This window comes from Pseudomonas sp. NFACC16-2, assembly GCF_900119205.1.
Lineage (GTDB): Bacteria > Pseudomonadota > Gammaproteobacteria > Pseudomonadales > Pseudomonadaceae > Aquipseudomonas > Aquipseudomonas fluorescens_Q.
Map to the genome: position 1 here is coordinate 152,395 of NZ_FPIX01000010.1, position 17,377 is coordinate 169,771.

The 17,377-nt window shown below is 61.9% G+C and carries 19 protein-coding genes; 5 read left to right on the forward strand and 14 right to left on the reverse strand.

All coding sequences use genetic code 11. The features are described 5' to 3' along the window. Positions 1 to 6 precede the first annotated feature (6 nt). The gene (locus tag BT116_RS11600; RefSeq protein WP_072343484.1) at positions 7 to 1,107 is read right to left on the reverse strand and encodes an efflux RND transporter periplasmic adaptor subunit; all 1,101 of its coding nucleotides are present in this window, start codon (positions 1,105 to 1,107) and stop codon (positions 7 to 9) included. A 94-nt stretch (positions 1,108 to 1,201) separates the two neighbouring features. Between BT116_RS11600 and BT116_RS11605 the strand changes: the two genes are divergently transcribed. Next, positions 1,202 to 1,837 (forward strand): TetR/AcrR family transcriptional regulator, encoded by a 636-nt coding sequence (locus BT116_RS11605; protein ID WP_072343487.1) that lies wholly within the window; start codon positions 1,202 to 1,204, stop codon positions 1,835 to 1,837. A 64-nt stretch (positions 1,838 to 1,901) separates the two neighbouring features. Here the strand turns inward: BT116_RS11605 and BT116_RS11610 are convergent, their stop codons facing one another. Beyond that, a complete protein-coding gene (locus BT116_RS11610; RefSeq protein WP_072343490.1) occupies positions 1,902 to 2,684 on the reverse strand; it encodes a class I SAM-dependent methyltransferase in 783 nt (260 codons plus the stop codon). Between the two features lie 91 nt (positions 2,685 to 2,775). Between BT116_RS11610 and BT116_RS11615 the strand changes: the two genes are divergently transcribed. After that, entirely contained in the window at positions 2,776 to 3,396 is a 621-nt protein-coding gene (locus BT116_RS11615; RefSeq protein ID WP_072343493.1) for an energy transducer TonB, read from the forward strand. A gap of 13 nt (positions 3,397 to 3,409) precedes the next feature. Here BT116_RS11615 and BT116_RS11620 read toward each other — a convergent pair whose 3' ends face one another. The 7 genes from BT116_RS11620 to ppc all read right to left on the reverse strand — a co-directional run bounded on the left by BT116_RS11620 (position 3,410) and on the right by ppc (position 10,846). Continuing rightward, complete coding sequence (locus BT116_RS11620; RefSeq protein ID WP_072343496.1) at positions 3,410 to 4,108, reverse strand: extensin-like domain-containing protein; 699 nt, start codon at positions 4,106 to 4,108, stop codon at positions 3,410 to 3,412. 16 nt (positions 4,109 to 4,124) lie between these two features. Beyond that, complete coding sequence (locus tag BT116_RS11625; protein WP_072343499.1) at positions 4,125 to 4,946, reverse strand: isocitrate lyase/PEP mutase family protein; 822 nt, start codon at positions 4,944 to 4,946, stop codon at positions 4,125 to 4,127. 31 nt (positions 4,947 to 4,977) lie between these two features. Beyond that, the gene (locus tag BT116_RS11630; protein WP_072343502.1) at positions 4,978 to 5,838 is read right to left on the reverse strand and encodes a DUF72 domain-containing protein; all 861 of its coding nucleotides are present in this window, start codon (positions 5,836 to 5,838) and stop codon (positions 4,978 to 4,980) included. Then, positions 5,838 to 6,146 (reverse strand): hypothetical protein, encoded by a 309-nt coding sequence (locus tag BT116_RS11635; RefSeq protein ID WP_072343505.1) that lies wholly within the window; start codon positions 6,144 to 6,146, stop codon positions 5,838 to 5,840. The genes BT116_RS11630 and BT116_RS11635 overlap by 1 nt, the downstream gene beginning before the upstream one ends. Positions 6,147 to 6,505: 359 nt before the next feature. After that, positions 6,506 to 7,183, reverse strand: coding sequence for a tRNA (adenosine(37)-N6)-threonylcarbamoyltransferase complex dimerization subunit type 1 TsaB (gene tsaB, locus BT116_RS11640; protein ID WP_072343508.1), 678 nt, complete (start codon positions 7,181 to 7,183; stop codon positions 6,506 to 6,508). A 93-nt stretch (positions 7,184 to 7,276) separates the two neighbouring features. Next, positions 7,277 to 7,924, reverse strand: a complete 648-nt coding sequence (gene adk / locus BT116_RS11645; protein WP_072343510.1) for an adenylate kinase — start codon at positions 7,922 to 7,924, stop codon at positions 7,277 to 7,279. 291 nt (positions 7,925 to 8,215) lie between these two features. Next, the gene (ppc, locus tag BT116_RS11650; RefSeq protein ID WP_072343533.1) at positions 8,216 to 10,846 is read right to left on the reverse strand and encodes a phosphoenolpyruvate carboxylase; all 2,631 of its coding nucleotides are present in this window, start codon (positions 10,844 to 10,846) and stop codon (positions 8,216 to 8,218) included. Positions 10,847 to 11,025: 179 nt separating this feature from the next. Between ppc and BT116_RS11655 the strand changes: the two genes are divergently transcribed. The 3 genes from BT116_RS11655 to BT116_RS11665 all read left to right on the forward strand — a co-directional run bounded on the left by BT116_RS11655 (position 11,026) and on the right by BT116_RS11665 (position 12,908). Continuing rightward, positions 11,026 to 11,370 carry a pilin assembly protein gene (locus tag BT116_RS11655; protein ID WP_072343512.1) on the forward strand — a complete coding sequence of 115 codons (345 nt, stop codon included), beginning with the start codon at positions 11,026 to 11,028 and terminating at the stop codon, positions 11,368 to 11,370. 284 nt (positions 11,371 to 11,654) lie between these two features. Next, positions 11,655 to 12,068: a DUF4398 domain-containing protein gene (locus BT116_RS11660; protein WP_003198164.1), complete on the forward strand. Its 414-nt coding sequence runs from the start codon at positions 11,655 to 11,657 to the stop codon at positions 12,066 to 12,068. A 51-nt stretch (positions 12,069 to 12,119) separates the two neighbouring features. Further along, on the forward strand, positions 12,120 to 12,908 hold the full coding sequence (locus tag BT116_RS11665) for a lipotoxin F family OmpA-related lipoprotein LptF (protein WP_072343536.1): 789 nt from the start codon (positions 12,120 to 12,122) through the stop codon (positions 12,906 to 12,908). 100 nt (positions 12,909 to 13,008) lie between these two features. On the opposite strand, the gene BT116_RS11670 is transcribed toward BT116_RS11665, so the two are convergent. The 5 genes from BT116_RS11670 to BT116_RS11690 form a co-directional block, all read right to left on the reverse strand. Then, on the reverse strand, positions 13,009 to 13,338 hold the full coding sequence (locus tag BT116_RS11670; RefSeq protein WP_003198160.1) for a PA3694 family proteiin: 330 nt from the start codon (positions 13,336 to 13,338) through the stop codon (positions 13,009 to 13,011). After that, the gene (locus BT116_RS11675) at positions 13,335 to 14,240 is read right to left on the reverse strand and encodes an alpha/beta hydrolase (RefSeq protein ID WP_072343515.1); all 906 of its coding nucleotides are present in this window, start codon (positions 14,238 to 14,240) and stop codon (positions 13,335 to 13,337) included. The genes BT116_RS11670 and BT116_RS11675 overlap by 4 nt, the downstream gene beginning before the upstream one ends. An 84-nt stretch (positions 14,241 to 14,324) precedes the next feature. Continuing rightward, positions 14,325 to 15,602 carry a flavohemoglobin expression-modulating QEGLA motif protein gene (locus BT116_RS11680; protein WP_063322801.1) on the reverse strand — a complete coding sequence of 426 codons (1,278 nt, stop codon included), beginning with the start codon at positions 15,600 to 15,602 and terminating at the stop codon, positions 14,325 to 14,327. A 36-nt stretch (positions 15,603 to 15,638) separates the two neighbouring features. Beyond that, on the reverse strand, positions 15,639 to 16,193 hold the full coding sequence (locus tag BT116_RS11685; protein WP_072343518.1) for a hypothetical protein: 555 nt from the start codon (positions 16,191 to 16,193) through the stop codon (positions 15,639 to 15,641). A 164-nt stretch (positions 16,194 to 16,357) separates the two neighbouring features. Beyond that, the gene (locus BT116_RS11690) at positions 16,358 to 17,074 is read right to left on the reverse strand and encodes a TetR/AcrR family transcriptional regulator (protein ID WP_072343521.1); all 717 of its coding nucleotides are present in this window, start codon (positions 17,072 to 17,074) and stop codon (positions 16,358 to 16,360) included. Positions 17,075 to 17,377 lie beyond the last annotated feature (303 nt).

Below are 17,377 nucleotides of genomic sequence, written 5' to 3' on the forward strand. Positions count from 1 at the left end.
CGGGGATTACTCCTTGGCCGTCAGATTGACCACGCGGTTGGAGCGATCCACCGGCCGCACCTGCTGGCCGTCGAGGAGCACATGCACGCCGGCCGCCACCACCCAATCATCGGGGCTGAGGCCTTCCAGCACCGGAACAGTCTTTTCGCCGAAGGCGCCGACGCGCACCGGGGCCTTTTTCACGGTGTTGTTGGCGTTGACCACCCAGACATACGTCGCACCGTTCTCGGCCGTCAGGGCCGACAACGGCACCGACAGCGAGACCTTGTCAGCCGCCTGGATAAACACCCGGGCGCTCTGGCCCAATTCAGCCGGAACGCTGCCGGCGGTGAACGCGACACGGGCGGCGAAGGTGCGAGACTTGGGGTCGGCGGCCGGCGAGAGTTCGCGAATGCGCCCGCTGAAACGCTGGTCAGGCTGGCTCCACAATTCGACCGAAACCGGCTGGCCGATCTTGAACCGGCCGAAACTCTGTTCCGGCAGGTCGATCAGCACTTCCCGCTCGCCATCGGTGGCAAGGGTGAACACCGTTTGACCCGCCGATACCACCTGCCCGACCTCCACCGAACGTCGGGCGACCACGCCATCCTGGGGGGCACGCAATACCGAATAACTGGCCTGGTTATTGGCGACATCGAACTCGGCCTTGATCTGCTTGAGCCGCGCAGCGCCGGAGCGATAGAGGTTCTCCGCGTTGTCGTACTGGGAGCGGCTGACCATTTGCCGCTCCATCAAGGTCTTGTAGCGGTCACGCTCGGCACGCACCAGGTTCAGGTTGGCCTCGGCGGCGGCGACCTGGGCGCGGGTGGCCTCCAGCTGCAGGCGCACATCCTCGGGGTCGAGCTCGGCCAATGGTTGATTGGCCTTGACCCGCTGGCCCTCTTCGACCAGGCGTCGGCTCACTTTGCCACCAATGCGAAAAGCCAGATCGGGCTCGAAACGGGCGCGCACTTCGCCGGGGTAACTGTCCATCGCCTGGGACGAAGGCTGCGGTTTCACCACAATGGCGGGGCGCACGGCTACGGACACCGGTTCGTCATGACCACACGCAGACAACAAAAAAGCCAGGCTGATTGGCAGGGCGAAGGACAAGGCATAGCGGAACATGGCGAGCAACCTTTCGCTAATGGTGCTTGGAATAATTATACTGACGAGTATGTTATTAATAGCAAACTCACCAGTCCAGTATTAAAAGCGAAGAATGTCGAACAATCTTTCACCTCCCAACGGCCCTGGCCGTCCGAAGGACCTGGCCAAGCGCCAAGCCATTCTCGACGCGGCAAAAAAACTGTTTCTGAGCCTGGGTTATGCCAGTACCAGCATGGACGCCGTCGCCGCTGAGGCGGGCGTGTCTAAACTGACGGTCTACAGCCACTTCAACGACAAGGAAACGCTGTTTACCGCTGCCGTCGTGGCCAAGTGCGAAGAGCAGGTGCCGCCGCTGTTTTATGAATGGCCTGACGGCGTGCCGATCGAGCACGTGTTGTTGAACATAGCCCGTGGCTTTAACCAACTGATCAACAGCGACGAATCGGTGAACCTGCATCGGCTGATCATGGCCCTGGGCAGTCAGGATCCGAAGCTCTCGACGATCTTCTACGAAGCCGGTCCTCAGCGGATGCTCTCGGGCATGGAGCGGCTGCTGAGCAAGGTCAACCAGAGCGGCGCGCTGAGCATCGACAAACCGCGCAATGCCGCCGAGCACTTCTTCTGCCTGATCAAGGGCGCGGCGAACTTCCGTCTGTTATACGGCTGCGGGCCTCAGTTGGAAGGCGAAGCCGCCGAGGCCCATGTACAGGAAGTGGTGGGGTTGTTTGTGCGGGCTTATCGGCCTTAGCTCGCCCCGGTAGCCTTGGATCCAATGTGGGAGCGAGCTGGCTCGAGATACAGGCGACACGGTCTCAGGACTTGAGCGCTTTCTTGGGGTAGATGTCGTAGCGACTGGATTTGCCATCGAGCCCATGACTTGGTTTCGGCCCTTCGATACATGGGGCCTTGCGTGGGCGCTTGACCACCACCCGGTGAGTCGCCAGGGCCAGGGCCGCAGCCAGCAGCGCCGGGGCGTCCGGGTCATCGCCCACCAGGGGGCGGAACAAGCGCATTTCCTTCTTCACCAGGGCGGTTTTCTCCCGATGGGGAAACATCGGGTCCAGGTAGATCACCTGGGGCGGCTCGCCTTCCCAGTCGCGCATCACCTCGATGGAGTTGCCCTTGAGCAAACGCATGCGCGCCACGATCGGCGCCACGTCGAAATCCTCCGCCCCACGGGCCAGGCCATCCTCCAACAGCGCCCCAATCAGCGGTTGACGCTCGATCAGGCTCATCTCGCAGCCCAGGCTGGCCAGCACAAACGCATCCTTGCCCAACCCGGCGGTGGCATCCAGCACCCGCGGACGCACACCTTGGGCAATGCCGACCGCCTTGGCGATCATCTGGCCACTGCCGCCACCGTACAACCGACGGTGGGCCGCACCGCCCTCGACGAAGTCCACCCGCACCGGCCCCGGCGCATCCGGGCCCAGTTGCTGCAACTGCAACCCCTGCTCGCCGACCTGCAAGGCAAACTCGCCATCGCCCACCTGCAAAGGCAGGCCAAGCCGCTCGGCCCAGTGCTCGGCCTGCGACTGAAAGGCCGGGGCCAGGGCCTCGACATGGATGCGGCAGGCCGCGGGTTGCTCACTCATGGAAACATGCTCAAAAAATTAAGGATCGGCAAAAACGGCCGATAACAACGGTGAACGGCATTTTGCCAGAGCTGAGCGTCGACCGAGAAAAATGTCAGACATTCAATCCACATCGATAGGCGTTATCTCCCCTTACGGTGATTACAGCCTGCGTAACACCCAAGCGCTGAGCGGCGTCAGTCACCTGTGGCAGGATTTTTTTGCCCGAGCCCTGGCCGATCAACTGGGCGATAACGCACCAGCACCTGGCAGCTACCAGCCAGTGCCTCTCGATGAAGCGGTTGAACCGACCCTCGGCGCCGAACTGCTGGAACACATCATCAGCCAGCGCACCTGCGAAGTGATCGAAACCCCGGTCAAACCGCCTGAGCCGCTGTTCCTGCCCATCGCCGAATTCGAACTCGATCTGCTGGACAAGCCGTTCCCACCTTTCCCAGCGGAAGAAATCGCCGCCCAGCAAAAACAGCAGACCTTCGAAAGCAACTGGGTTCGCCCACTCGTTCTCACCGCCGGCCAACCGCTGCCTGAACCTGGCCCGGCGCCGCAGCCGCGTCCATTGCACCTGCCGATTGCCGAGTTCGAACTCGACTTGCTGGACAAGCCGTTCCCGCCCTTCCCGGAAGAGGAATTGGTGGCACAACAGAAACAACTGGACTTCGACATCCGCTGGGCACGTCCGATCGTGCTGCAGAATCTGCGTATCGCCGCCTGATCCACCCAGGACACTAGCGACAGATCCACCAGGGCCCGACATCCAGATGAAAATGGTTGCGGTGCGCCGCGTTGTAATCCGGACTCAAGACCACACTGAACATATCGCAGGCACCCTCGCGAACCTGGCGCAGGAACCGCGCGTCGGCGTTGTCCTTCGGCCAGTCCCTGAGCACGCTGATCGTGCGGCCATCGGCCAGGCGAAACCCGGCGATGTCCAGCGCACTGGCGGTGGCGTGCTGGCTGCGCGCCCCGCTTTCCCGACCGTACATGTTGCGGCAGGCAAAACTGCCGAGATGATCAACCCGTGCCACTCTCTGGCCATAGGTCGCGACCGCCGCCGGCTGCAACCCATGGCGCTCGAATAGCGCGAACGCCACCGCCAACGGGCAACTGGCAAGGAAACTGCTGCTCAGCGCCACCTCACCGCCCTGCACCCTCAGCACGTTGGTCAGCGGGCAATCTGTATGGGCACCGCTGTCAGCCTGGCGAGCGGTGCGCAGCCCCGAGGTGGCGAGGGCCTGGTCGCAGAGCTGCGGGTCGTTGCGCAGGGCCATGAGTTTGAAACGGCTCAGCAGGTTCGGCGCAAGGTTGACGTCCAGCGGCGCCCAGGGATTCCATTGGGGCGGCAGCGACACCCAACCGCGCCATACCCCCAGCACTGCGACGCCAACGAGCAGTGCCACGCCAGCAAGAACTTTCAAAAACCGCACGACGTTGCCTCGGGCATCAACCCTTGAATAATTGGTTGGCCTGCTTGAATGGCATCGAGCGGCACGTGAAAGTGAATGTGCCCTGCTGCTGGATTTCTTCGGCGGCGCGGAAGAACTCGCCATAGGCAGCCAGAGCCAGGGCCGATCCGACGCTGATGCGCTTGACCCCCAGTTCACTCAATTGTGTCACCGTCAGGTCCAGCGCCCCGGACATCAGCACGTTCACCGGTTTCGGCGCCACGGCCCGCACCACTGCAAGCACTTGCTCGGCGCTGCTCAGCCCCGGGGCGTACAACACGTCGGCCCCCGCGTCTGCGAAGGCCTTCAAGCGGCGAATGGTGTCGTCCAGGTCCGGATTGCCGTGCAGGAAGTTCTCCGCCCGGGCGGTCAGCAGGAAGGGGTATGGCAAGCTGCGCACTGCGTCGGCGGCGGCCTTGACCCGTGCCACCGCATGCTCGAAGCAATAGATCGGGCTGTCTTCGCGCCCCGTGGCATCCTCGATCGAACCACCCACCGCACCGGCCTCTGCCGCACGGAGCAGGTTACGCGCGCAATCGTCGGGGGCATCGGCAAAACCATTTTCCAGGTCCACGGCTACGGGCAGGTCGGTGGCCGCCACAATCGCCCGCACATTGGCCAGCGTGTCCTCCAGGCCCAGCGCGCCATCGGGCCGGCCCAAGGAAAAAGCGTGCCCGGCACTGGTGGTCGCCAGGGCTTCAAAGCCGAGGCTGGCCAACATCTTGGCCGAACCGGCATCCCACGGGTTGGGAATGACAAAAGCCCCTTCACGTTCGTGCAAGGCCTTGAACGCCTGAGCTCGACGAGTTTGCGCATCCATGTAGTTCGCTCCTGGACAGAGAGTGTTGGCCTCAGAGCAAACCCAGTTGCTCGGCGGCGGGCTCTCTATATAGCTCAGGCAGGGCCGGCAAGCCAGGCAAACGACGCATCAGGCGAGTGTGGAAGCGTTGCGCGAGTTTCGCCGCCAGCAGGTTGTCGGCGGTGTGCAGGAAGATATAAGGCGTGCGCCCGTCTTCGATCCATCCGGCGATTTTCTCTACCCACGGCGTCAGGAACGGTTCATTGGCCTCCAGCACCGGATGGCCGATGAAGCGCACCTGCGGGCATTGGGTGAAGGCCGTCGGTCGCGGTGGCACCCGCGGTTTTTTCGATTGGGCATGGAGCACGCCAGGGTCGGTGGAGGTGCAACTGAACAGCGCCCGGGGATCGAGGCAGATACGTTCGACACCGCGGTCGAGCAACAAGCGGTTGAGTCGCCGTTCGGCATCGCCCTTGGCAAAGAACTCATCGTGGCGCACTTCCACGGCCAACGGTCGCTCGAAAGCGTCGATGAACCCCGCCAGCTCGGGCAATCGATTGGGGGTAAAGGCCTTGGATAATTGCAGCCAGAACGGCGAAACCCGCTCACCCAGGGGGCTGAGCAATTGCACGAAGGTTTCGGTGGCTGTCAGCCGCTCACGCAAGTCGCCGTTGTGGCTGATGTCACCGGGCAGTTTGGCGGTGAAGCGAAAATGCCCGGGCATGGTTTCGGCCCAACGCTGGACGATGACCGCAGAGGGGCTGGCGTAGAAAGTCGTATTGCCTTCCACGGCATTGAATACTTGGGAATAGAGATTCAGGAAGTCGGAGGTTTTGGCGTCCTGGGGATAAAGATAATCGCGCCAGGCGTTTTCGCTCCAGGATGGACAGCCCAGGTAGTAAGGCAAGACCATCAGATGTAGAGATCGAGACCCAGCACTTCCATATCCCAATCGACGAAACCGGCGGTACTCAGGTAGCTCGCCAGGGCCGTGGCGACGCTGCGGCTCATCGCACGGTGATAAATCATGTCTTGCTGGCGGGCGGGAAGATTGCTCAGGCGTTGCGCGGAAGCTTTGGCGGCGCGGGCGGCCAATTGTTCCTCGGACGGAAATTCCAGGTCACCGTCGATGTCATCGAAGTTTTCCGGCTCAGTGGCTTTACCCGCACGAGGCCGACGCTTGATGGGATAGGACTGGGATGAAAAGCCGTCTATACGCATAACAGAATGCTCGGTATCAATGATGGCAATTTAGCGGCACTTTCGCAGCCGCGCAAATGCGCAAGTGATAACTAGAACACATAAAGTCCAAAAGGTTTAAAAACGGGCTGAAAAAGTGACGACTGGCAATATTGGGTGTGACTTTTGGCAGGGGGAATGACTTTGGATGGGGGCCGGGTGTGCATGACAATCCACAGTGTCAGGGAATGCTTTTGTGGCGAGGGGATTTATCCCCGTTCGAGTGCGCAGCACTCGCCAAATAAGTGGATGGCCTAACACCGTCGGGGGCGCTTCGCGCCCCAGCGGGGATAAATCCCCTCGCCACAACGGTGTTCGCTTGAATACCCGTTGCTGTCGAGTTACCGCTCGGACTTGGGCGTTGCCACCTTGTCCCGCAGGTACACCGGCTGCGCATCATCGGCGGGAATGGCTTCGCCGCGTTCCCAGGCGAAGCGCGCCAGGGCCAGCAGGTCTTCGGCGTGAGGCAGCAGGGTGGCGTCCTGGCCGGTCAGGCTGACGGCGATGCGCTCGCCGTAGCCCCAACCCGTACCGGCACCGAACCAGTCACCGCCGACCCCGCTTGGCAACGCCGCCGCTTCGGGTGGCAATACCGCCTCAGCACCGACCAGACGCATCTCGCCGTCGGTTTCGCGATAGCAGCCCCAGTACACCTCGTCCATGCGCGCATCGATGGCCGCCGCGACTTGGCAGGCGCCCTGCTCACGCAAGGCGCGCTGGGCCAGCACCGCCAGGTTCGACACCGGCAACACCGGCCGCTCCAGGGCAAACGCCAACCCTTGCACCACGCCGATGGCGATACGCACGCCGGTAAAAGCCCCCGGCCCGCGACCGAAGGCAATCGCATCCACTGCTTGCAAGGTCGTCCCGGCATCGCTCAGCAGTTTCTGGATCATCGGCAATAGCTTCTGCGCATGCAGGCGCGGGATCACCTCGTAATGGCTCGTGACCTTGCCGTCGTGCAGCAAGGCAACGGAGCAAGCTTCAGTCGCGGTGTCCAGGGCCAGCAAGGTGCTCATCGATGTGTCCGTAAATCAGGTGGAAAAAAGTGCGCCAGTATAAACAACTACGGCCCGCAAGCGGGCCGTAGTTGATGCAACTGATCAGACTTTTCAGCTCAGCGCTTCGAGCACCTTGCCGGTGATCGCATCGACCGAGCCAACGCCCGGGATGTGGCTGTACTTCGGCTTGCCCTGGGCAGCCGACAGGTTCTGGTAGAACGCCACCAACGGCTTGGTCTGGGAGTGGTAGACCGACAGGCGATGACGCACGGTTTCTTCGGTGTCGTCCTTGCGCTGCACCAGCTCTTCACCGGTAACGTCGTCCTTGCCCGCGACTTTCGGCGGATTGTAGACGGTGTGGTAGACACGGCCGGATGGCTCGTGGACGCGACGACCGGCAATGCGCTGGACGATCTCTTCATCGTCGACCGCGATTTCGACCACATGATCGAGCTCAACACCGGCAGTCACCAGGGCTTCGGCCTGGGGAATGGTGCGCGGGAAGCCGTCGAACAGGAAGCCGTTGGCGCAATCGGCTTGAGCGATACGATCCTTGACCAGGGCGATGATCAGGTCATCCGACACCAGGCCGCCGGCATCCATGATGCTCTTGGCCTTGACGCCCAGCTCGGTGCCCGCCTTGACTGCGGCACGCAGCATGTCGCCAGTGGAAATTTGCGGGATACCGAATTTTTCGGTGATGAACTTTGCCTGAGTACCTTTACCGGCCCCGGGAGCTCCCAGCAGAATGACGCGCATCGATGTGCTCCTCAATTTTTTTATGTAAAACGCTCGGATTCGCCTCGTGGGGCCAATCTTCGAAAAACAGGATCGTGACCGCCCAAACGGCCAAAGGCTGATCAAGATACACAGCAGGCCCGACCCACACAAGCCGCCGAAAGTCGGAGGAACCCGCACCCGATACGACCTTCGGAGGAGGTGGCGAGAGTCGCAACCGGGCAACAAACTGTCGCCTGGCCAACCCGTTCCCTCCCCCGCCGGACAACGCCCGGGAACGCCGGGCGAGCCGTTTCGGTGCGCTGCCTGATCTTAGCCGGTATTGCGCAAACCGGCGGCAATCCCCGCCACAGACACCAGCAATGCCTGTTCCACGGGGCTGCCCTGGGCCACATCCTGCTGCCGCGAGCGCGCCAACAGTTCGGCCTGCAACAGGTGCAATGGATCGAGATAAGTGTTGCGCAGGCGAATGAATTCCAGCGTGGCAGGGCTATGTGCCAGTAGCTGCGACTGACCGGTCAACCCAAGGACCACCGAGCAGGCCTGCGACAATAGGTCGCGTAAATGCGCACCCAAAGGCAGCAGCGCAGGTTCCACCAAACGCTCGTCGTAAGAGCGCGCGATATCGGCGTCGGCCTTGGCCAGCACCATCTCCAGCATATCGATGCGGGTGCGGAAGAACGGCCATTGCTCGCGCATCTGCCCCAGCAACTCACCCTCGCCGCGCTCCAAGGCCTTGCTCAGCGCGGTTTCCCAGCCGAGCCAGGCCGGCAGCATCAGGCGGGTCTGGGTCCAGCCGAAGATCCACGGGATCGCCCGCAGGCTTTCGATGCCCCCGGCCCGACGCTTGGCCGGACGGCTGCCCAGGGGCAAGCGCCCGAGTTCCTGCTCGGGGGTGGACTGGCGGAAGTACTCGACGAATTGCGGGTTCTCCCGCACCACCGCGCGGTAGGCACTGACGCCGTCGGCCGCCAGTTCGTCCATCAAGTCCCGCCACTGCGGCGTGGGCGGCGGCGGTGGCAGCAGCGTCGCTTCGAGCACGGCGGCGAGATAAAGGTTGAGGTTCTGTTCGGCGATGTCCGGCAGGCCGAATTTGAAACGAATCATTTCGCCCTGCTCGGTGGTGCGGAAACGCCCGGCCACCGAACCCGGTGGCTGGGACAGGATCGCCGCGTGCGCCGGACCACCACCACGGCCCACGGTGCCACCGCGACCATGGAACAACAGCAATTCGACTTGCTGCTCGCGGCAGATGTCCACCAGCCGCTCCTGGGCCCGATACTGTGCCCAGGCCGCCGCCGTGGTCCCGGCATCCTTGGCCGAGTCGGAATAGCCGATCATCACTTCCTGAGGGCCTTGCAGCCGCGAGCGATAACCGGGCAGCAGCAACAAGCGCTCGATCACCGGCCCGGCATTGTCCAGGTCGGCCAGGGTCTCGAACAGCGGCACCACGCGCATTGGCCGCAACACGCCGGCGTCCTTCAATAACAGCTGCACCGCGAGGACATCGGAAGCCGCACCGGCCATGGAGATCACGTAGGAACCCAGGGACGCCGCTGGCGCCGCGGCCACTTCTCGGCACGTCGCCAAAACTTCCGCCGTATCGGCCGATGGCTTGAAATGGGCCGGCAGCAGCGGACGCCGGTTGCTCAGTTCCGCCAGCAAGAAGCTGATGCGCTGCTCCTCGTTCCAATTCTCATAGCGCCCCAGGCCCAGGTAGTCGGTTATTTCCGTCATGGCGGCGGTATGGCGCGTCGAGTCCTGGCGCACATCGAGGCGTACCAGGAACAGGCCGAAGGTCACCGCCCGGCGCAGGCAATCGAGCAACGGCCCGTCGGCAATCACACCCATGCCACATTCGTGCAACGAGTGGTAGCACAGCTCCAGGGGGTCCAGCAGCTCGCGGTTGTGCTGTAACACGTCGGCGCTTGGCGGCGTGGCGGCACTCAAGGAGGCGTGGGCCCAGTTGCGAGTGGCGCGCAGGCGTTCACGCAATTGCTTGAGCACGGCGCGATAAGGTTCGGCGCTGTCGCCGGCCTGGGCACGCAAGGCCTCGCTGGCGTGTTGCATGGACAACTCGGCCGCCAGTTGATCGACATCACGCAGGTACAAGTCCGCCGCCATCCACCGCGCCAGCAACAGCACCTCGCGGGTCACGGCAGCGGTGACATTCGGGTTGCCGTCACGGTCGCCGCCCATCCACGAGGCAAAACGGATTGGCGCGGCCTCCAGCGGCAGGCGCAAGCCGGTCGCGGCATGCAGGGCCTGGTCGGCCTTGCGCAGGTAATTGGGAATGGCCTGCCACAACGAGTGCTCGATCACCGCGAACCCCCACTTGGCCTCGTCCACCGGGGTCGGCCGGGTGCGGCGGATTTCTTCGGTGTGCCAGGCTTCGGCGATCAAGCGTTGCAGGCGTTCGTGAATCTGCGCGCGCTCGGCGCTGGTCAGGTCGCGGTGATCCTGGGCCGCCAGTTGCGCGGCGATGGCGTCATATTTCTGGATCAGCGTACGGCGAGCCACTTCCGTGGGGTGGGCCGTGAGGACCAATTCGATCTCCAGCCGCCCCAATTGCCGGGCCAGGGCCTCGGCGCCATGGCCTTCGGCCCGCAACCGGGCGAGCAGCTCGGGCAACACCCGCGCCTCGAAGGGTTCCGGCTGCGATTCTTCGCGGCGGTGGATAAGTTGGTATTGCTCGGCGATATTGGCCAGGTTGAGAAACTGGTTGAATGCCCGCGCCACCGGCAACAGTTCGTCCTCGCTCAACTGGTTGAGGCTGGCGCTGAGTTCGGCGTCCACGGAACCGCGTCGGTCAGCCTTGGCGCCCTTGCGGATCTGCTCGATCTTGTCGAGAAACGCATCCCCGTATTGTTCGCGGATGGTGTTGCCCAATAACTCACCCAGCAGGTGAACGTCTTCGCGCAAACGTGCATCGATATCGGTCATCAGCATTTCTCCAGCAAAAAGTCCGGACGGCTCTTGGATTAGAGAGTGCCGATGCCCACCGTTTCTGACAAGCGACGAAGGGACTTTAAACCTTGCAGGACAAAGCTAGTCTCATGATTAAGCCACACAACGGCTTGTCACTCACCGCGCCTGCCACGAGCAGGCTTATTGAGGTCATCATGAAAATTCGTGAGCTTGCCCAGCATTGGGAAGAAAACGCCAAGGGCCGTCTGACCGAGACTGGCTACACGATTCACCTGGACGTGGAAGCCGCCGCCCGGCTGGCAGCAATCTGCGACATGTACCCCAAGCGCCAGCCCGAGGAGCTGCTCGGCGAGCTGATCGGAGCGGCACTGGAAGAGCTGGAAGCCAGCTTCCCCTACATCAAGGGCTCGCAAGTCGTCGCCACCGATGAAGAAGGCGACCCGCTGTACGAAGACGTAGGTCCGACCCCACGATTCCTCGCCTTGTCCCGGCGGCATCTGCACGACCTTTCCTCGCAGAACGACAAATCCAAACACTGACCGCTTTCATTCCTGGTTGCGACTTTCCGGCGCGGGGGCTTTTCCACCGGCGCCGGAATACCGCTGCGCGCCTTGAAAGTTCAGCTTTTTTGCCGCTGACCGATCAGTCAGTAATTCTTTTGGCGAATGGCCATCTTCGCTGAACTTTTGAAAAACGCCTCGGGTCACACCGAGTAACCATACTGGAACGGTTGTTTAAATAAACGCGCCTTGGCGCCAGCGCCAAACCAGACGTCACGGCTTCGGTCCCAGCATGGATTTGTCGTTTTTTCAGGAGTTTTCCAATGGAGTTGAAGCCTATGAATACCTGCACTGCCAAACCCTCATCCACTGGCCTGCGCGGCTTGAAGTTGGCTGCCCTGGCGATCGGTAGCAGCTTCATTCTCGCCGGTTGCGCCGGTAATCCCCCTTCGGAGCAGTACGCGGTGACCCAATCGGCGGTCAACAGCGCCGTCAGCGCCGGCGGTACCGAATTCGCTGCTGTGGAAATGAAATCGGCCCAGGACAAACTCAAGCAGGCGGAAATCGCCATGCATGACAAGAAATACGACGAAGCCAAGCGTCTGGCCGAACAGGCCGAGTGGGACGCCCGCGTCGCCGAGCGCAAGGCTCAGGCCGCCAAGGCCGAACAAGCACTCAAGGATTCTCAGAAAGGGGTTCAGGAACTGCGTCAGGAAGGCATGAACAAGGTTCAGTAAGCCGTTCACGCCACGACGTATTTCTCATTGATAAAAGGACGACAGACTATGATGCACAAACACTTGATGATGCCCGCCCTGCTCGCTGCCTGCGTAGCCCTGGCCGCTTGCTCCCACGACCCGAACGCGAACCTGGAACAGGCCCGCACCAACTACAACGGCCTGCAGGCTGATCCAGCGGCGACCAAAGTGGCCGCATTGGAAACCAAGGACGCCGCCGACTTCCTGGCCAAGGCTGACAAGGCCTATATGGACAAGGAAGACGAAGCCAAGGTCGACCAGTTGGCCTACCTGACCAACCAGCGCGTCGAAGTGGCCAAGCAGACCATCGCCCTGCGCAACGCCGAAGCCGAGCTGAAAAACGCCGGTGACGAACGTGCGCGTGCCTTGCTCGATGCGCGTAACGCGCAGATCAAGCAACTGCAGGACAGCCTCAACGCCAAGCAGACCGAACGCGGGACGCTGGTGACCTTCGGCGACGTGCTATTCGCCACCAACAAGTCCGACCTGCGCGCCAGCGGCATGACGAATGTGAGCAAACTGGCGCAATTCCTCCAGGAAAACCCGGACCGCAAGGTGATCATCGAAGGCTATACCGACAGCACCGGTTCGGATTCCTACAACCAGTCGCTGTCCGAGCGCCGCGCCAATTCGGTGCGTATGGCTCTGGTGAAAATGGGCGTGGACATGGGCCGTATCGAGACCCAAGGCTATGGCAAGGAATTTCCCGTGGCTGACAACAATAGCGTCTCGGGCCGTGCCATGAACCGTCGCGTGGAAGTGACCATCTCCAACGACAACCAGCCAGTGGCCCCGCGCTCGACCATGAGCGCCAACTGATCGACTGACGGCCAACAAAAAGCCCCGCCTGACATCAATCAGGCGGGGCTTTTTCATGGCCGAATAGGTTTGGTGGTACCCATTCACTGTGGGGATTGGATTACGGCTGCAGTTTCTGCGGCGTCTCCTGCCCCATGCAGCGCACCGCGCGTTTCTTCTCGTTGATCAGCACGCCGGTCAGGCCTTTCTGCTCGGTGTCGAACAACACCAGCACACCATCGATGCACTGGGCAACCTGGGGGGCCGGTTCCAGGGAAACCTTGTAGTCCTCGCCCGGTACGGTCTTGAGCATGGTGAATTGGTTGAGCAGCAACGCATCCTCAGGCTTGGCGAAGTGCAGGTAGCCGTAATACCACAGCGTCGCAACGGTGCCGAGGATGCTGCAGATACCGGTGATGATCAGGGGGATGGCGTTACGTTCTTCGCTCATTGCGGGTTCTCTGGTGATTCAACAGGTGATTTCGGGTAATTCGGGATCTCGCCCAGGCGGCGCAGGCCGTCGAAGTGCTGGGGATCGGCGAGGTAGCGCAGCATCACAGTGCGCCAGGTCGGGTCGGCGAACGTCTGCACATGGCCGCCGCGTGTCAATTGCAGGACCCGCGGCGGCGGCGCAGCTTGATACAGGCGGATGCCATTGGAAAGGGGAACGATGGGATCGTCCAGGCTGTGGTAGATCAATTTCGGCACGCCATTCAATTGCGCCACGGAACTGATCGCGCTGTCACCGTCCGGTACCAGCCAGGACAACGGTACCTGGAACGGCCAGGTCAGCCAGGACGTACTCAGGGCAAAACGGCCGACGTCGCGATAGCTGGCGGGCACGCCATCGAGCACCAGCGCCTTGAGCTGTCGCTGGCGCTGCGGGTGTTCGACCAGGTAATGCACCGCCAGCGCACCGCCCAGGCTCTGGCCGAGCAGCACCAGGGGCTTGCCCTGCACCTCGGGCGCCTGGTCGAGCCACTGGAACGCGGCGTCAATATCCTGGTAAATCGCCGGCAGGCTCGGCTCGCCTTCGGACAGGCCATAACCCCGGTAGTCGACCATCAACACCTGGTAGCCCTGCTCCGGCAACCACCAGCTCCCGCCCAGGTGCCAGGCCAGGTTGCCACCGTTGCCGTGCAAATGCAGGACCGTGCCCTTGACCTCCACACCCGGTTTGACGGGCAGCCACCAGCCGTGAAGCTTGAGACCGTCGGCGGTGGTCAGGGTGACGTCGCGGTACTCGAGCCTGGCCCGCTCCGGGGTGAACGGCAGGCCGTGCTCGGGGTAGAACAGCAGGGAACTGCAACCGCTCAGGGCCAACAATAGGCAAATGATGCCGAGGGTTCGCATCCGGTGAAGCCTCGCAAAAAAACAGAATTGGAACACGGTCCCCTGTGGGAGCGAGCCCGCTCCCACAATTGGACAGTGTGATGCTCAAAGGATATTGGAATAATCCGCCTCGATCCGGTCCAGGCTCAGGTGGTTCAGGAAGTTGGAGAAACACATCCAGGCCGACAGGGCATTCATGTCGCGGAACTGCTCGGGCAGGTACTTGGGCGGTACGACCAGGCCTTCGTCCACCAGTTGCCGCAACGTCCGCATGTCCTCGAGGGTGGTCTTGCCGCAGAACAGCAGCGGCACCTGCTCCAGTTTGCCTTTGCGCACGGCCAACTGAATGTAGTTGTAAACCATGATGAAGCCCTTGAGGTAGGACAAGTCTTTGGTAAATGGCAGCCCCGTCGGCACCGAGCCACGGAACACCCGACTGGCGTTGCCGTAGCTTTCGGCCATTTCAAAACCCTGCTCGCGGAAGAACTCGAAGATCTGCAGGAAATCGGCGCCCTCCTCCACCATATGAATGGCCCGGGTACGGTTGGTCAGTTTACGCAGGCGGCTCGGGTAGGAGGCGAAGGTGATGATTTCCATCAGGATCGCCAGGCCTTCCTGGGTCACCGTGGACGAGGGTGGGCCCTTGGACAGGAAGGTGCAGATTGGCTGGTTGAGGCCATTGAGCGTCGTGCCGACGTGCACCAGCCCTTCGTGAACTTCCAACGCACGCACGTCGCGCTCGTTGAACATCGCATCGGTGCGGATCTTGATGTAGTCCGCGCCCGCCGCTGCGTCGGCCACGATACCATCGGACTCGAATACCCGGATGGTTTCCTCGGCTTCGCCAAACACCCGGTTGAGGCGGTGTTGCAGCAGGCTGACGGCTTCCTTGGCGCTGAGGACTTTCGGCTCGTCCTTGAGGTCGCCACGGCCATCGATGTTGTTCAGGTAATCGGAGAGCATCAGGCCCAGGTCGGCCAGGGTCGGGTCGCCGGCGTGGAAGGCATCGGAGGCGGCGCCATAGAGCTCCTGGGAGATCAGCCCGAAATCCTCGGTGCCACGCGCCTCGAGCATGCGCACCACCATGCGGTATTCCTTGCACATGCGGCGCATGATCTGGCCAACCGGGTTGAACTGCCCAAGCTGGCGGGTGATGTCACGCTCGATGTTCTGGAACTCCAGCTTCACCTTGCTCGAATCGAAGGACAGTGGGCGGTTGAGGTAATAGTCGCGATCCACCGCAGGCATTTCCTTGCCCTTGGCCTTGAGAAAGCCCTTGCGGATGTTCTCGTCCCACTTCACCGCGTCGAGGATGCGAATCGGCGTTTGCGCCAGCACAATGCGATCGGACAAGGTGCGTATCGTCTGCTGGTAATCGTCCACCCGGAACTCCTGTGAAAAAACGTCCGCTTGTTGCTGTTATTGGGGTTTGACCAGCCGCTGGTAGCGCACGGCCTCCGAGAACACATCGGAATTGGCCGGGTCGTCGAGGTAACTGAAAACCTTGTTCATGTCGCTGTCCACCAGCACCCCGTCACCTTCCTCGCTCTGGTTCGGCTGGCCGCTGAGGCGTTTCTGGCCGATGGCCTGGTTGATCTGATCCACGTCCAGGTTGTAGACCACCAGCTCTTGCTTGTCGGTCAACTCGAAACCGGCGATCAAATAGTGGCCGCCAAACCGGGCCGGCACCTTGGCCGACACGTACCAGCGGCTGCCATGACGGGAAACAGTCAACGGGATGGCTTCACGCTCATGGGGCCTGGCCCTGAAGTAGCTGATGGCCTGGTAGCGGTGCCTGCCGACCTTCGTCAGCTCCAGGTTCAACGGTTCGCCCCAGGCATTGGTGCTGGTCCAGTGACCGAGCAGGCCCTCTGGCGCGGCTTCGCTTTGCGGCAACGGTGCCTTGAAGGACACCAGGCAGCCACTGAGCAACAGCAACGACACGGCCAGGACAACGGCACGCCAGGCTTTCATTTGAACTCCCTATGGCATCTGTGGCGAGGGGATTTATCCCCGTTGGGCTGCGGAGCAGCCCCTTGCAGTCAGCTCAGTTAGCCAGATGTACCCAGTTGGCTGGTTTTGGGGCCGCTACGCGCCCCAGCGGGGATAAATCCCCTCACCACAGGGAACTGTGTAATTCACACCGACGCCAGTACCAGGTGCATGTAGCGGGTCAGGATGCCGAGCATATCTTCATCGGCTACCGGCTCGGCGCCATTGAGCAAGCCCTGATATTCCATCCGACCGATAATCGCCGTCAACACTTTGGCATCCTGTTGCGGCTCACGGGAGCCCAATACCTGGAAAAACTGACAGGTGCCGTGCAGCAAAATCTGCTGGTGGGAACGCACCAGCACCGCCAGGCGCGGGTTGAGCAGCGCTTCCTGGCGGAAGGCCTGTTCAGCCATCAGGTACTCACGGCGACTGTCCAATTGGCGTTGCACGTAGTCGGCGGTCATCCGGGCTATGTCGTCCGCCAGTTGCGAGCGCGATTGGGCGCTGCCGTCACCGTAAGCGACCATTTCCCGCAGCAAGCCTTCGTTACTGGCCCACAGCTTGGCCATGAACGCCGCGCTGCGCTCCACATACTGGGCGAAGGTATCGGTGAGCAGGTCGTCGATGTCCTTGAAATAATAGGTGGTGGCCGACAGCGGCACGCCGGCTTCGGCGGCCACGGCGCGGTGACGCACGGCTCGCACGCCATCGCGCACCACAATGCGCATGGCCGCGTCGAGTATCTCCTGGCGACGCTGCTCACTGCCCTGTCGGCTGGCCTTGCGGCCCTGGTACTGAACACTTTCAGCGACAGCCGTGGCGACGCCCGCGGCACCTTCTGAAGCCATTGCACGATTCACGACAGGTCTTCCTCGCTCTTTGAAAAACTAACCAATTGATATGTTTGTACCAGACAGGATCGAGTAGGAGGCGGCCTCACGGCCGCCGTCCTCTCACACCACCGTACGTACGGTTCCGTATACGGCGGTTCCTGCCTACTGATAAACAGCTTCAGCGAGCTTGGTTCCGTTGATGTGTCGCCTGTGGTATCTAAGCGCCCAGACCGGCCCTCGGAGCTTCCGGCTCCTACCTCCTGATGGTCTCGACCCCCGCTGCGCGGAGTTTCTGCTTTACGCTCCAACAGAGATCACACCCGACTGTCC

Bases quoted from the DNA above. Each gene is read 5' to 3' on its own strand.
- BT116_RS11600 (WP_072343484.1), bottom strand. From the start codon at position 1,107: ATGTTCCGCTATGCCTTGTCCTTCGCCCTGCCAATCAGCCTGGCTTTT.
- BT116_RS11605 (WP_072343487.1), top strand. From the start codon at position 1,202: ATGTCGAACAATCTTTCACCTCCCAACGGCCCTGGCCGTCCGAAGGAC.
- BT116_RS11610 (WP_072343490.1), bottom strand. From the start codon at position 2,684: ATGAGTGAGCAACCCGCGGCCTGCCGCATCCATGTCGAGGCCCTGGCC.
- BT116_RS11615 (WP_072343493.1), top strand. From the start codon at position 2,776: ATGTCAGACATTCAATCCACATCGATAGGCGTTATCTCCCCTTACGGT.
- BT116_RS11625 (WP_072343499.1), bottom strand. From the start codon at position 4,946: ATGGATGCGCAAACTCGTCGAGCTCAGGCGTTCAAGGCCTTGCACGAA.
- BT116_RS11630 (WP_072343502.1), bottom strand. From the start codon at position 5,838: ATGGTCTTGCCTTACTACCTGGGCTGTCCATCCTGGAGCGAAAACGCC.
- BT116_RS11635 (WP_072343505.1), bottom strand. From the start codon at position 6,146: ATGCGTATAGACGGCTTTTCATCCCAGTCCTATCCCATCAAGCGTCGG.
- tsaB (WP_072343508.1), bottom strand. From the start codon at position 7,183: ATGAGCACCTTGCTGGCCCTGGACACCGCGACTGAAGCTTGCTCCGTT.
- adk (WP_072343510.1), bottom strand. From the start codon at position 7,924: ATGCGCGTCATTCTGCTGGGAGCTCCCGGGGCCGGTAAAGGTACTCAG.
- ppc (WP_072343533.1), bottom strand. From the start codon at position 10,846: ATGACCGATATCGATGCACGTTTGCGCGAAGACGTTCACCTGCTGGGT.
- BT116_RS11655 (WP_072343512.1), top strand. From the start codon at position 11,026: ATGAAAATTCGTGAGCTTGCCCAGCATTGGGAAGAAAACGCCAAGGGC.
- BT116_RS11660 (WP_003198164.1), top strand. From the start codon at position 11,655: ATGGAGTTGAAGCCTATGAATACCTGCACTGCCAAACCCTCATCCACT.
- BT116_RS11665 (WP_072343536.1), top strand. From the start codon at position 12,120: ATGCACAAACACTTGATGATGCCCGCCCTGCTCGCTGCCTGCGTAGCC.
- BT116_RS11670 (WP_003198160.1), bottom strand. From the start codon at position 13,338: ATGAGCGAAGAACGTAACGCCATCCCCCTGATCATCACCGGTATCTGC.
- BT116_RS11675 (WP_072343515.1), bottom strand. From the start codon at position 14,240: ATGCGAACCCTCGGCATCATTTGCCTATTGTTGGCCCTGAGCGGTTGC.
- BT116_RS11685 (WP_072343518.1), bottom strand. From the start codon at position 16,193: ATGAAAGCCTGGCGTGCCGTTGTCCTGGCCGTGTCGTTGCTGTTGCTC.